The following is a 12,773-nucleotide window of genomic DNA, read 5'->3' as shown; positions in this document are numbered from 1 at the left end:
GGATGCGATTTCTCTTCTACACCCACTCATTGGTGTCCGACTGGAACCACGGCAATGCGCATTTTCTGCGCGGCATCATGCGCGAACTCATCCGGCGCGGCCACGAGGCCGTAGCGCTCGAGCCCGGCGATTCCTGGAGCCGGCGCAATCTCATCGTAGATCAGGGTAACGGAGCGATCGCGGCCTTCCGCAAGGCCTTCCCGGATTTGCGGGTCGGGATCTACGGAACCGATTTCGAGCATGAAGCGGCGGCCTGCGAGGCCGACATGGTCATCGTGCATGAGTGGACCGATCCCGCCCTCGTCGCCGAGCTCGGCCGCATTCGCCTGAAAGGCGGCCGCTTCACGCTCGCTTTCCACGATACCCATCACCGCGCCGTCAGCGCCGAGCGGGACATCGCCCGGCTCGACCTTTCCGGTTACGACTTCGTTCTGGCCTTCGGTGAGGCGCTGCGGGAGCGCTATCTGCAGGCGGGCTGGGGAAGGCATGTCCATACCTGGCACGAGGCTGCGGATACCTCGCTGTTCCACCCGATGCCGGAAGTGGAGAAGCGGGGCGAGCTCATCTGGATCGGCAATTGGGGCGACGACGAGCGCAGCAGCGAGATCATGTCCTTTCTGGTCGAACCGGCGAAAAAGCTGAAGCTCAGGACGACCGTCCGCGGCGTGCGATATCCCAAGGCCGCGCTCAGGGCCTTGCGCTCCGCAAAAATCGACTATGGCGGCTGGCTCGCCAATGCCGCCGTTCCGCGGGCTTTCGCCGAGCATCGGGTCACCGTGCACATTCCGCGCCGGCCCTATGTCGAGGCTCTGCCGGGAATACCGACAATCCGCGTCTTCGAGGCGCTTGCCTGCGGCATTCCGCTGATTTCGGCGCCATGGACCGATGCTGAAGGGCTTTTCCGGCCGGGCAAGGATTTTTGCCTTGCCAAGGACGGCAAGGAGATGACGCGCCTTCTGCGCCAGCTGCTCGCCGAACCGGACTTCGCCGCGGAGATGACCGCCTGCGGATTGGAGACGGTCCGGGCGCGCCACACATGCAGCCATCGCGTCGACGAGCTGCTCGCCATCGTGGCCTCCTACAGGCCGCGCTCCGGCGCGCGACAGATCATTTCGGAGGAGGTCGAGGTATGAGACTGGCATTTTACGGATCGAGTCTCGTTTCGGCCTACTGGAACGGCGCGGCCACCTATTATCGCGGCCTGCTCCGTGCGCTTGCCGAACGGGGTTATCAGATCACCTTCTACGAGCCTGATGTCTACGATCGGCAGAAGCACCGCGATATCGACCCGCCCTCCTGGTGCAGGGTCGTCGTCTATGACGGGACCGTCGAGGCGTTGAAGCGAGTGGCGCAGGAAGCAGCCAAGGCGGAGATCGTCGTCAAGGCGAGCGGCGTCGGCTTCGAGGACGAGCTGCTGCTTGCCGAGGTGATGGCCGCGGCAGACTCGGCGGCGCTGAAAATCTTCTGGGATGTCGATGCACCAGCCACTCTGGCCGAGCTCAAGGCCGCACCCGACCACCCGCTTCGCCGCGCGCTTTCCTCCCTGGATCTTGTGCTGACCTATGGCGGCGGCGATCCCGTGGTCGACGCCTATCGCGTGCTCGGTGCCCGCGAATGCGTTCCGATCTACAATGCCGTCGATCCCGAGACGCACCATCCGGTGCCGCCGGATCCGCGCTTTGTCGCCGATCTCGCCTTCCTCGGCAACCGCCTGCCAGATCGGGAGGAGCGCGTGGAGGCCTTCTTCCTCGAGCCGGCGCAAAAGCTCTGGCAGCGGCGTTTCCTGCTCGGCGGATCCGGGTGGCACGACAAGTCTCTGTCCCCGAATGTCGCCTATATCGGACACGTCCCGACCGCCGACCACAATGCCTTCAACACGACGCCGAATGCCGTCCTGAATATTTCACGCGCCAGCATGGCCGAAAACGGCTTCTCGCCGGCAACCCGCGTCTTCGAGGCCGCGGGCGCCGGCGCCTGCCTGATCACCGACTACTGGGAGGGCATCGAGCTCTTCCTGAAGCCCGGAGAAGAAGTGCTGGTCGCCAGAGACGGCCGGGACGTCGCCGAACTGATGCAGAAGCTGACGGCTGCCGGCGCCAGGGAGATCGGCGAGCGGGCGCTCCGCCGCGTTCTCGCCGAGCATACCTATGCGCATCGTGCCGAGGAGGTGGATCGCGTCTTGCGGCGGGCGCACCGCATGGAGGCTGCCGAATGAAGCGACCGCTCGACATCGTCATTCTCGGTCTCTCGCTGTCCTCCTCGTGGGGCAACGGTCATGCGACGACCTATCGTGCTTTGCTTCGCGCGCTCGACGCTGCCGGGCACAAGGTGACGTTCCTGGAACGGGACGTGCCCTGGTATGCGAGCAACCGCGATCTGGCCGCGCCGGATTTCTGCGACCTCGTGTTCTACACGGACCCGTACGAACTCGTCTCCAAGCATGCGCACAGGCTTTTCGGCGCGGATGCCGTCGTCATCGGCTCCTATGTGCCTGATGGGGTGGAGGTCATCGACGTGGTCGCGGATCTCGGACCGAAACGCCTGTGCTTCTACGACATCGACACGCCCGTGACGCTCGCCAAGCTCGAGCGCGGCGACGAGGAGTTTCTCGCGCGAAGACAGGTTGCGGCGTTCGACATTTATTTTTCCTTCTCCGGCGGCAGAACGCTTGACCGGCTGCGGGACGAGTTCGCGGCGCGGCGGCCGGTACCCCTCTATTGCGCCGTCGACCTCGACGCCTATCGCGATACCGGTGCGGCCACGGAGTGGGACCTCGGCTATCTCGGCACCTTCAGCCCCGACAGGCAGCCCGCGCTCGAACGCCTGTTGATCGAGCCGGCGCGGCGCTTGCCGGACATGCGCTTCGTCGTGGCCGGGCCGAGCTATCCTGATGACATCGACTGGCCCGCAAACGTCCAGCGCATCGAACATCTGCCGCCCGGCAAACATGCTGAATTCTACAGCCGCCAGCGATTCACCCTGAACGTCACGCGAGCCGACATGGTGGCAGCCGGCTGGTCCCCAAGCGTTCGCCTCTTCGAGGCGGCCGCGTGCCGCACGCCGCTCGTCAGCGACTGGTGGGAGGGGATCGAAAGTTTCTTCCCGGCCGGCGAGGCCGTGATCATCGCGCAGAACAGCGCCGATGTCGTCACGGCATTGACGAGGCTCGGCGAAGAACAACGCAAAGCACTTGCCGATTGCGCCTATCGACGCGTCGCCGCCGCGCACAGTTCCGCGGCGCGCGCACGGACCTTTGTCGAGGCAATCGAAAGCGTCGCCGCCAGGACCGGTCTCGCCACCAGGCGTTCCGAGCGGCGGCTTCCGGTTTAACCCGAAAGGAGAACGGCCGATGGCTAAAAGAAACAAAGCAAGCCGAGGAAAGATCATCCTGGTTGCCGGCGGGGCCGGCTTTGTCGGATCGCACCTTTGTACAGCACTTCTAGGCGCCGGCAACCGGGTGATCTGCCTCGACAGCTATCTCACCGGCTCCCCTGCCAATCTCATCGGCCTGCAGGCGAACCCCTATTTCGCCATGGTGGAACAGGACGTCTGCGATGAAATCGACATCGATGAACCGGTCGACCAGATCTACAATCTGGCCTGCCCGGCCTCGCCGCCGTCCTACCAGGCCGATCCCATCCACACGATGATGACCAGCGTGACCGGGACGGGAAATCTCCTGCGGCTCGCCGAAAGGCACGGGGCCACGTTTCTGCAGGCCTCCACAAGCGAGATCTACGGCGATCCCGAGGAGCATCCGCAGCAGGAGAACTACTGGGGCCACGTCAATTGCACCGGGCCGCGGGCCTGCTACGACGAGGGCAAACGCGCGGCCGAAGCCCTGTGCTTCGACAGTCTGAGGGCGGGAAGCGTCGACACGCGGGTCGCTCGCATCTTCAACACCTACGGTCCGCATATGCGCCCCAATGACGGACGGATCGTTTCGAACTTCATCGTCCAGGCGCTGAAGAACGAGCCGCTCACTGTTTACGGCAGTGGCGAGCAGACGCGCTCCTTCTGCTACGTCTCCGATCTCGTGGACGGACTGATCCGGCTGATGAACCGTAAGGAGAACCCTGCGGTACCGGTGAACCTCGGCAATCCCGGAGAATTCACCGTCATTGAACTGGCGGAGCTGGTCCTCTCCAGGATCGAGACGGCCTCGACGATCGTCCATGAGCCGCTGCCGGCGGACGATCCGCAGCGTCGCCGTCCCGATATCGCGCGCGCCAGGAAGCTTCTCGGTTGGGAGCCGAAAGTTCCTCTGGAGGACGGGCTGACGCATACGATCACCTGGTTCCAGAGCGCACTTGGCGGAAGCCGCGCTGAACGCCGGTCCGGCCGCACCCGGCGCCAGCCGCAACTTTCCATCGTCAGTCAGGATCTGTGATCATGGTTCAACAGACGAAAGACCGAACGGTCATCGCGCAAGAGATTGCGGCGCTCGGTCCCTGGTTCCACAACATGCGGATCGGGGGCATCGAGACGGCGCCCGGTCACTTTCTCGGCGACTATCCCGCGGTGAAGTGGAAGGCCTTCAGGCATGTCGTGCCGGAGGACCTCGAAGGAAGGAGCGTCCTCGACATCGGCTGCAATGCGGGGTTCTACGCACAGGAGATGAAACGCCGCAATGCCGGACGCGTACTCGGCATCGACTCGGACCCGCACTATCTGCGGCAGGCGAAGTTTGCCGCGGAGCAGGCGGGGGTCGACATCGAATACAGGCTGATGTCGGTCTATGACGCGGCACGCCTTCGCGAGAGATTCGACCTAGTCATCTTCATGGGCGTTCTCTATCACCTACGCCATCCGCTGCTGGCACTCGACCTTCTCTACGAGCACGTCGTCGGCGACCAGATGCTCTTCCAGTGCATGCAGCGCGGGTCGGATTCCGTTGCAAGCCTCAAGGGTGATTACGATTTCCGGGAGTGGGAGATCTTCGACCGGCCCGACTATCCGAAGCTGTTCTTCGTCGAACACCGCTTCGCGGATGACCCCACCAACTGGTTCATTCCCAACCGCGCCGGCGTCGAGGCGATGTTGCGAAGCGCAGGCTTCGTCATCGAAGCCAATCCCGAGCGGGAAGTCTATCTCCTGCGGCGCGGCGAGCGCCCGTATCTGGACGAGCCCACCCTGAGGATCCTCGGAGGTTCGGCAGATGTCGGGAACAAGGCGCGACTGGATTGAATGACGGCTGCGACTGGGAAGCCGAGCCTCTGGCCTTCAGGCCAGAGGGGCAATTCACCGTCGCGTAGGAGCTGACGACCCGTCCCTGCCGGACCTCATCCGAAGCGGCGAAGCTGCGCAGCTTCCTTCTCGAGCAGGTCGGCCACCTCCTGAAGCGTCATATGCGTCACGCAGAGATGAATCGCACATTCGAGAAAGCGCATCGACGAGCGCCGCAAATACATGGCTTCCTCGCGAGCGGCCAGTTCCGATAGAGGATCTTTCGATGGGCGTCGACGGTCAGGCATTTGGAGACTCCTTCGATTGGCTTGTTTGAAGAACCGCTTTCACGGCGAGAGAAGCCCGCCGGCGTAGATCAAGCCGCCTATCACGATGGCCATGGCTACAATGGCCAGGCTCAGCCCCAGCCGTTGCCTGTTCGGTCCGGCGGTCTCCGCCGCTGCAAGCGGCCGCATCGCGTCGTTGTACTCGGTAGAGGTATCGGCCGGCCTCCCCTCCGCCTGCCCGGCCCTGGCGGTTCGGACCGCTTCACTGCCGGGAGGCGTACCGCCTGCTTCGTCGTCAGTCTCGAGCGGCGCCGCCGCGGGATCGAAGCCGCGCCTCTTGTCACCCGTCCTTCCATGCTGGATGTCGCCGCGCACCTGCGCAGAATTGCTTGCCGGCTTGGACATGGTCGCTCCTTTCCGCTTCGCGACTCAACCGGCTTTCACGGTATTTGTTCCCTGCTCCTCCGCAGCGTCAGGGCCCGGCCTGACCGGCGCCCACTGGCGGTGAGGTCGCGCGGCTGGTTCTACGCACTTGCGGACGGAAAACCGTTTCGCACTTCTCCGGGAAGCGCTCCAAGCCGCAGGGTGGTCTGACCGTCGAAGAAGTGAACATCAGCGGAGGCAAAGGCGAGGCCGATCTCGTCACCGGGTGCGAGGCTGGTGCGTTCGCGAAGCAACATGGCCAGTTGCGCTCCGCCAAGCTCCACCAAAAGGTGTGTTTCGTCGCCCGTCGGTTCCACGATCAGCACCTTGGCGAAGGGGCCGGTAGTGCCGATCTGCAGCTTGTTCGGCCTTATTCCCGCGACGGCCGACCCCTTGGGGGCCAGATGGGGAGCAGGAATGGTGATGCCGCCGGGCGCTCGGAACGTACCGTCAACGACCTCGCCTTGGATGAAGTTCATCGAGGGACTGCCGATGAAGCTCGCGACGAAGAGATTGCGAGGATAGTCGAAAATCTCCAGCGGCGTCCCGATCTGCTCGACGTTGCCGTCGCGCATCACGACAATGCGGTCGGCCATCGTCATGGCTTCGATCTGGTCATGCGTCACGTAGATGCTGGTGGTGCGAAGGCGCTGGTGCAGACCTTTGATCTCGGCACGCATCTGCACTCGGAGCTTTGCGTCGAGATTTGACAGGGGTTCGTCGAACAGGAAGACTTCAGGACGGCGGACGATGGCCCGCCCCATGGCGACGCGCTGGCGCTGACCGCCGGAGAGCTGCCCCGGATACCGGTCGAGCAGGCCGTCGAGGCCGAGCATGGTAGCCGCTTCGCCCACCTTCCTCTTCTGCTCGTCCTTAGGGAGGCGGGCCAAGCGAAGCGCGAAGGCCATGTTCTCGGCAACGGTCATGTGCGGGTAGAGCGCATAGTTCTGGAAGACCATCGAAATATTGCGGTCTTTCGGAGCGACCTCATTGACGATATCTCCTCCGATCACGACCGCTCCGTCGGAGATTTCCTCAAGGCCCGCGATCATCCGCAGAAGGGTGGACTTGCCGCAGCCCGACGGGCCGACCAACGCGACGAATTCGCCGTCGGCGATCTCTGCCGAGACACCATGGACGACTTCCAGCGCACCAAAGCGCTTGACCACATTCCTTATTTCAACGCTGGCCATCTCAGCCTCTCGCCTTTTTCATTGCCGCTTCCATGTTGTGGAACGGGCGGCGATAAGTCGGTACCCGGTCCGCAACATCGGGGAACTTGCCGAAGGGCTTATGCGGCTCTGCCTGGTACCAGAAGGCTACGGAGGAGATATCGTCGCCGCGGCGGTTGGCATGGCCCCGTTCGATCGTCACCCGAATGGCCTTGTGGAAGATGGCGGGATCTTCGATGTGCCAGCGGTAGAGCGTTACCGGTTCGGTCCAGTTGGGGCCGCCGGCCGCGATGATGCCGTGGTAGGGCGCGCTATAATCCTGGGTCGGACACCAGGCGGTGTTGAAATAGTCTTCCGTGCCCGTGCCGTGCAGGGTCGGTGGCCAGGCGTCGTTGGCACCTGGTTCAGACTCGGGCCGCGGTTCGATCAACGCCGCCTTCGGACCGATGCGCGGATCGGGCTTGCGCACGGTATCCGGTACCGACAGTCCCTGCTCGCCATCGATGAAGATCATGTCGTCGCCTTCGCCATACCAATCCCAGACCTCGGAACGGCGCCGCGAGTATACGCTGTAGAGTACGCCGACGTAATGGCCGCGCCCTTCGGCCTCAAGGATCGTGTAATTCTCTCGACCATCGACGTTCTCGCCGCCGAAAAGGAACTGTTCGTTGGTCAGCCCGGCTTCGCTCATACCCGCCGGCCGTGCCTGACGGTAATGTGCGTGGAAACGGCCCATGTCCTCCTCGAGGACATCGTGAAGCTCGAGGTCGATATAGTAGTAGAAGAGGACGTCGTGTTCGGCCTCGTTGGTGACGGTGAACTTCATTTGCGAGCCGAAGGGCATGGGGAAGTAGCAGTTGAAGGCCTTGCCATCCTCCGGGCTGGCCTGCATCGGCAGGCTTGTATAATTGGCGGTGCGGGCATGGCCCATGCCGAAGAAGTCGCCGACAGGCGCTTCGATGCTCGGCTCCGTCTCACCGTCCCAGTAGGCCCTGAGCACGATTTTGCGCAGGAAGTCCTCGCTCTCGCATGCGAGCGTCGCCCAGATATGGGTGACGATGCCGGCACCTTCGTATTCACCGATCACCACCGTCTTGCCGGGTTCGATGTGCAGCCTGTCGTCGTTGCCGCCGGTGCGGTCATGGCTGGAGAAGCGGCGCGTTTTCGCTTTGCGCAGCTTCGCGAGACCGCGAAGGGGCGAGAGGCCGGCATTGGTCATTCGAATTGCTCCTGTGTAATCGCTCGCAGCTCACTTGAGCCCGCTGGTCTTGAGGGAATCCATGATCTGCCTCTGGAAGATCACGAAGAGGATGAGGGTCGGAATGGCGACGATCGTGGAAGCGGCCATCATGTAGTTCCAGGACGCCGAATACTGGCTCTTGAAATTCGCAATCCCGAGTTGGACGACCCAGAGATCGGGGTCCGAGGTGATGGTGAGCGGCCACAGGAAGGAGTTCCAGTTGGCCAGGAAAAACAGGATCGCCAGTGCCGACATGATTGGGCGGCTGAGCGGGAGGATGACGCTCCAGTAGATCCGCCAGTAACCCGCGCCGTCGATGCGGGCGGCTTCCTCGATCTCCTTGGGCAGCGACAGGTAATACTGCCTGAGAAGGAAGATGCCGAAGGCATTGAAGATTGCCGGGATGATCAATCCTGCGTAGGAGTTGAGCATGCCCATGGCTTTGACGATGACGAAGAGCGGCACGATGATCACCGGCAGCGAGACCAGGAACGTCGAGAAGATTGAGAGAAACATCACCTCTCGGCCGGGAAATCTCAGCCGCGCCAGCGCATAACCGGCCATGGTGTGGAAGAACAGCGCCACGACCGTGACCGTGGCGGACACGAGGAAGCTGTTGACCATGTATCGGATGAACGGAACGCCGGTCAGTACATAGATGAAGTTGTCGAGCGTCGGTGCCTGCGGGATAAGGTTCGAAGAGAACGACTCGGCGGCCGGCTTGAAGGCGATCGATACCATCCAGAGGAGCGGAAAGAGCGTCATGAAGGCGAGGATCGCCGTCACCACCATCCAGAGGCCACGGACCAGCGTGACCTGCGATCGGGAGAAAAATGGCTGGGGACGCTTACTGCTCATGATGGAACCGTCCTCCCCGCGTCAGAGCAAAGAAAACAGCCGTCACGATCATGAGCGCCACGACCAGGATGGAGGCCATGGCTGCCGCATAGCCGAAGGCGCCGAAACCGAAAGCCTGCTGATAGATATAGACGATCAGCACCGACGTGGCGTTCGCAGGCCCGCCCTTGGTCATGACGTAGATGATGTCGAAGGCCTGCGCGCCTGCGACGGCCGCGACCATGGACACCATGATCACGAAAAAGCTCGTGGGCTTGAGAAGCGGCAGCGTGATGAACCAGAAGCGGGCGATGGCACCCGCCCCGTCGATCATCGCCGCCTCGTAATATTGACGGGGAATGTCCTGCAGACCGCCCAGGAAGATCAGCATGTAGAATCCCATCAGGAACCAGACGCTGACTAGGACGATGGTGATCAGCGCGAAGTTGGGATCGCCGAGGAGGGAGATGCCGCCGATGTCGAGAGCGGCGGTCAGCCTGCTGACAACGCCGATCTTGTCGACGACCATGAATTGCCAGACGAGCGCGACGACGACGAGGCTGACCATGTGCGGCGCAAAGAACATCGAGCGCATGATCGCGTTGAAGCGATCGGTACGCTGCACGAGAAGGGCAAGACCCAGCCCGCATACGTAGAGCAGCGGGACCAGCATGGCGGCGTAGAGCGCGGTGACCCTCGCTCCCTTCCAGAACAGCGGGTCGTTCCACATGCGCAGGTAATTCCTGGCGCCGACGAAGGAGTAACCGCCGAAACCGTTGACCTCGAAGACGCTGAGCACCAGGGATAGCGCCATCGGGACGCCGAGAAAAATGAACAGCCCCAGCGCATCCGGCAGCACGAAGAGATAGCCCGCGATCCATTCGCGATGTTTGGCGGAAAGGCGGGTTCGGCCGGCGTGCCTGCGCCGCGCGGCCGATTGGGCAATCGTTGTCATGGCATCATGTCCAGCTTACTGAGGCGGCCGCATCCGGTGCGGCCGCCGGTGTGGCCGTCAAAGGATCGGCGCGCCTTGATAGCTCGCGAGAAACGCGTCGAGCTGCTGAGAGGCGGCCGTCGCCGTCGCTTGCGGATCGGCGCCGCCTAGCTGCGTCTGCTGGATCGCATCGGAGATGATCTTGTACACCTCCGGCGGAACGCGCGGCTCGGCCCGCGTCCCGGGATGAATCTCCTCGGCGAATTTGCCGATCATACCCGTCGAGAAGGCCCCGCCGCCACTCTTCAGCGCGCTGTTGCGCGGCGGCATGTCTGATTTGCCCTTGGTGCACCAGTTGGCGACCCGGTTGACAGAGCCCTGATCCATGGAGGCGAGGGCCCAGGCGCAGAACTCGCCCGCCGCGTCGGAGTTGTGGCCATTTGCATTGGCGACGAATGCCCATCCGCCGCCGACGGTCACATATTTGCCGTTCGGCGGCGTGGGCAGCCGGAAGACGCCATACTGGAAATCCTTGGCGTTGCTCTGAAGCTGTGAAATGCCCCAGATGCCGACATTCTGCATTGCGACATAGCCGGATGCGAGGTTGGCAATGGTATCGTGCCCGCCCGCACCCATGATCTGGCGGGGCGCCACCCCACTGTTGATCGCATCCTGCCAGAATTTGAGCGCTTGCACCGTTGCCGGCGAATCGAAGCTGCTCTTGCCGTCGGCCGTCTGGAATTCGCCGCCGCCCTGCCAAAGGAACGGATACCACGTGAAGTTCTGGTAATATCCCGGCTGGGTCTCGAACATCACTCCGAAGCGCTCGGGAGTCGTGAGCTTCTTTGCGACCTCAAGCAGCGCCTCCCATGTCTTGGGAACATCGTTCTCGTTGAGGCCGGCCTCCTCGAAAGCCTTGACCGAATAGTACATCGCCATCGGCTCGACTTCCATCGGGATGCCGAAGATCTTGCCGTCCACCATGCGGTTTGCGATGACGCTTTCGGGAAAGTCCGCCTTGGCCTTATCATCGATGAAGGGGGTCAGATCCTTGAGGACGCCGCCATTATAGTAGCGCAGGAAGTCGCCCGGCGAGATGATGAATATGTCAGGTCCCTCGCCGGAGGCGAAGGCAGTCGCCAGTTTCGGACCACTGATATATTCGGAGTTCGGAATGAACTCGAGTTCGATCTTCTGCGGGTGGCTGTCGTTCCAGTCGGCGACCGTCTTCTCGAACCATGCGACCTGGCTCGCCACCGGCCCGCCGGGTGCGTAGAACTGCCAGAATTTCAGCGGTGCTTCCTGGGCGCGTACGGCGAAGCGGTTGATGTAGGGAAATCCGCCGAGGCCGACGATACCGCCGGCGACCGCCGCACCGCCCTTCAGCAGGCCGCGTCGGGTCAGTGTCGGAAAAACCTTCTCTCTGTCACTCATTAATTCCTCCCGTTTTGCTGGTAAACACCCCCCGGCTCCTCTCCGGAGGGCGGCTTCGCCCTACGCCGTATCGAAGGCGTGAAGGATGCAGGGGATCACCTCCGAGCGGGGCGACCCTGAATACTCGCCCGACAACCGTTCGAGCAGCATGGCGGTTGCTCGGTGCGCGAGCAGCGAAGGGGTGTTGCCGACACGCGCGATCCGCGGCCGCACATATTCGAGCTGGGGCTGGTCGCCGAAAACGGCAATCGAAACGTCGTCGGGAATACGGACGCCGCGGTCATGGAATTCGGCAATCGCCCCCGCCGCCATGAGAAAATTGCCGAAAAAGACGACTGAAGGTAGGTGATCGCCACTGGTCGCCAGCAGCCATTCCACGGCTTCCCGGCCGGACGGACTAAGATAGGTGCCTTCGCGCCGCAGTTCGGCGAGTGGCTCCACGCCGTGATCGCGCAGGCCCTGTTCGAAACCCGCCGCTCTTGCCATGGCCTCGGCAAAGAAAGACGGGCCCGTGACATGGGCTATGCGCTTGTGGCCTCTCTTCGCAAGGTAGGCGCCCATCTGATAACCGCCGCCGAAATCGTCGATCTTGACGCTGTCGACGGCTGCATTCGGCAGGTCGCCGATGAAGACGGTGGGGACGTCTATGCCGATCAATGCGTCGTGCATGTCATGCAGGGCAAAATCGCCGACGATCAATCCGTCGATCCGGCGGTTTCGTATGTGCCTCAGATATTGCCGGCTATGTTCCTGCGAGTGACCGCCGGGAACGTCGGTATTGAAGATCAGTAGATCCAGCCCCATCGCCTGGAGATCCGACTGGGCCGCTTTTACGAGTTCCGGATAGAAGGGGTTGCGGATATCCGGGATCAGCATCGCCACGAGGTTGGTCCGCCCCGTGCGCAGGCTTTGTGCCTGGGGGTTCGGTACGTAACCGAGCTCCGCTATCGCCACTTCCACCCTTCTACGCATTTCCGCCGAAACGCGGTCTGCATGATTCAACACGTGCGAGACCGTGGTCAGAGATACGCCCGCTCGTTTGGCGACTTTGGCAATCGTTGTCATGCCTATTGAATAATCGAGGATAAACCGTTTTGCAAATCGTTTTTCAAAACGATTTGCAAAACGATTTGCGGTATTGACGGGCGTAAGCGCCGGCTGCCACAAGAGCGCAGATTCGCGGGTGGGGGAGCTCTGATCAGGAAAGATGCAGCAACGGAGCGTTTCAGTGTTTGACTGAAACGCTCCGCCATTTCAAACTACTCATTTCCGTATGGAAA

13 protein-coding genes are annotated in these 12,773 nt (G+C 62.4%); 5 read left to right on the top strand and 8 right to left on the bottom strand.

What is annotated here, in order from left to right; all coding sequences use genetic code 11:
- The first annotated feature begins 2 nt into the window (after window positions 1-2).
- Genes M1D43_RS18260 through M1D43_RS18240 form a run of 5 tightly spaced genes read left to right on the top strand, consistent with a single transcriptional unit; the run spans window position 3 to window position 5,187 of the window.
- The gene (locus tag M1D43_RS18260) at window positions 3-1,133 is read left to right on the top strand and encodes a CgeB family protein (RefSeq protein ID WP_010975134.1); all 1,131 of its coding nucleotides are present in this window, start codon (window positions 3-5) and stop codon (window positions 1,131-1,133) included.
- On the top strand, window positions 1,130-2,215 hold the full coding sequence (locus M1D43_RS18255) for a CgeB family protein (protein WP_014527565.1): 1,086 nt from the start codon (window positions 1,130-1,132) through the stop codon (window positions 2,213-2,215). Before M1D43_RS18260 ends, M1D43_RS18255 begins: the two co-directional genes overlap by 4 nt.
- The gene (locus M1D43_RS18250; RefSeq protein WP_010975132.1) at window positions 2,212-3,330 is read left to right on the top strand and encodes a CgeB family protein; all 1,119 of its coding nucleotides are present in this window, start codon (window positions 2,212-2,214) and stop codon (window positions 3,328-3,330) included. Before M1D43_RS18255 ends, M1D43_RS18250 begins: the two co-directional genes overlap by 4 nt.
- 19 nt (window positions 3,331-3,349) lie before the next feature.
- Window positions 3,350-4,390, top strand: coding sequence for a UDP-glucuronic acid decarboxylase family protein (locus M1D43_RS18245; protein ID WP_014527566.1), 1,041 nt, complete (start codon window positions 3,350-3,352; stop codon window positions 4,388-4,390).
- Window positions 4,391-4,392: 2 nt separating this feature from the next.
- Window positions 4,393-5,187 (top strand): TIGR04290 family methyltransferase, encoded by a 795-nt coding sequence (locus M1D43_RS18240; RefSeq protein ID WP_013850100.1) that lies wholly within the window; start codon window positions 4,393-4,395, stop codon window positions 5,185-5,187.
- 95 nt (window positions 5,188-5,282) lie between these two features.
- On the opposite strand, the gene M1D43_RS18235 is transcribed toward M1D43_RS18240, so the two are convergent.
- The 8 genes from M1D43_RS18235 to M1D43_RS18200 form a co-directional block, all read right to left on the bottom strand.
- A complete protein-coding gene (locus tag M1D43_RS18235; protein WP_013850101.1) occupies window positions 5,283-5,474 on the bottom strand; it encodes a hypothetical protein in 192 nt (63 codons plus the stop codon).
- A 39-nt stretch (window positions 5,475-5,513) separates the two neighbouring features.
- A complete protein-coding gene (locus tag M1D43_RS18230) occupies window positions 5,514-5,858 on the bottom strand; it encodes a hypothetical protein (RefSeq protein ID WP_013850102.1) in 345 nt (114 codons plus the stop codon).
- A gap of 119 nt (window positions 5,859-5,977) precedes the next feature.
- Window positions 5,978-7,069 carry an ABC transporter ATP-binding protein gene (locus M1D43_RS18225; protein WP_013850103.1) on the bottom strand — a complete coding sequence of 364 codons (1,092 nt, stop codon included), beginning with the start codon at window positions 7,067-7,069 and terminating at the stop codon, window positions 5,978-5,980.
- A gap of 1 nt (window position 7,070) precedes the next feature.
- Complete coding sequence (locus tag M1D43_RS18220; RefSeq protein WP_013850104.1) at window positions 7,071-8,267, bottom strand: glycoside hydrolase family 172 protein; 1,197 nt, start codon at window positions 8,265-8,267, stop codon at window positions 7,071-7,073.
- 30 nt (window positions 8,268-8,297) lie between these two features.
- Entirely contained in the window at window positions 8,298-9,146 is an 849-nt protein-coding gene (locus tag M1D43_RS18215) for a carbohydrate ABC transporter permease (RefSeq protein WP_013850105.1), read from the bottom strand.
- Window positions 9,136-10,080: a carbohydrate ABC transporter permease gene (locus M1D43_RS18210; RefSeq protein WP_010975125.1), complete on the bottom strand. Its 945-nt coding sequence runs from the start codon at window positions 10,078-10,080 to the stop codon at window positions 9,136-9,138. Before M1D43_RS18210 ends, M1D43_RS18215 begins: the two co-directional genes overlap by 11 nt.
- Before the next feature lie 57 nt (window positions 10,081-10,137).
- Window positions 10,138-11,493 carry an ABC transporter substrate-binding protein gene (locus M1D43_RS18205; RefSeq protein ID WP_014527567.1) on the bottom strand — a complete coding sequence of 452 codons (1,356 nt, stop codon included), beginning with the start codon at window positions 11,491-11,493 and terminating at the stop codon, window positions 10,138-10,140.
- A 60-nt stretch (window positions 11,494-11,553) separates the two neighbouring features.
- Window positions 11,554-12,558, bottom strand: a complete 1,005-nt coding sequence (locus tag M1D43_RS18200; RefSeq protein ID WP_010975123.1) for a LacI family DNA-binding transcriptional regulator — start codon at window positions 12,556-12,558, stop codon at window positions 11,554-11,556.
- Window positions 12,559-12,773 lie beyond the last annotated feature (215 nt).

The organism is Ensifer sp. R1-3, from assembly GCF_056739175.1.
This window is presented reverse-complemented; position numbering and strand designations above follow the sequence as displayed.

What these genes read in the sequence shown, in the direction of transcription:
- M1D43_RS18260 (WP_010975134.1), top strand. Translation starts at nt 3, where the DNA reads ATGCGATTTCTCTTCTACACCCACTCATTGGTGTCCGACTGGAACCAC.
- M1D43_RS18255 (WP_014527565.1), top strand. Translation starts at nt 1,130, where the DNA reads ATGAGACTGGCATTTTACGGATCGAGTCTCGTTTCGGCCTACTGGAAC.
- M1D43_RS18250 (WP_010975132.1), top strand. Translation starts at nt 2,212, where the DNA reads ATGAAGCGACCGCTCGACATCGTCATTCTCGGTCTCTCGCTGTCCTCC.
- M1D43_RS18245 (WP_014527566.1), top strand. Translation starts at nt 3,350, where the DNA reads ATGGCTAAAAGAAACAAAGCAAGCCGAGGAAAGATCATCCTGGTTGCC.
- M1D43_RS18240 (WP_013850100.1), top strand. Translation starts at nt 4,393, where the DNA reads ATGGTTCAACAGACGAAAGACCGAACGGTCATCGCGCAAGAGATTGCG.
- M1D43_RS18235 (WP_013850101.1), bottom strand. Translation starts at nt 5,474, where the DNA reads ATGCCTGACCGTCGACGCCCATCGAAAGATCCTCTATCGGAACTGGCC.
- M1D43_RS18230 (WP_013850102.1), bottom strand. Translation starts at nt 5,858, where the DNA reads ATGTCCAAGCCGGCAAGCAATTCTGCGCAGGTGCGCGGCGACATCCAG.
- M1D43_RS18225 (WP_013850103.1), bottom strand. Translation starts at nt 7,069, where the DNA reads ATGGCCAGCGTTGAAATAAGGAATGTGGTCAAGCGCTTTGGTGCGCTG.
- M1D43_RS18220 (WP_013850104.1), bottom strand. Translation starts at nt 8,267, where the DNA reads ATGACCAATGCCGGCCTCTCGCCCCTTCGCGGTCTCGCGAAGCTGCGC.
- M1D43_RS18215 (WP_013850105.1), bottom strand. Translation starts at nt 9,146, where the DNA reads ATGAGCAGTAAGCGTCCCCAGCCATTTTTCTCCCGATCGCAGGTCACG.
- M1D43_RS18210 (WP_010975125.1), bottom strand. Translation starts at nt 10,080, where the DNA reads ATGACAACGATTGCCCAATCGGCCGCGCGGCGCAGGCACGCCGGCCGA.
- M1D43_RS18205 (WP_014527567.1), bottom strand. Translation starts at nt 11,493, where the DNA reads ATGAGTGACAGAGAGAAGGTTTTTCCGACACTGACCCGACGCGGCCTG.
- M1D43_RS18200 (WP_010975123.1), bottom strand. Translation starts at nt 12,558, where the DNA reads ATGACAACGATTGCCAAAGTCGCCAAACGAGCGGGCGTATCTCTGACC.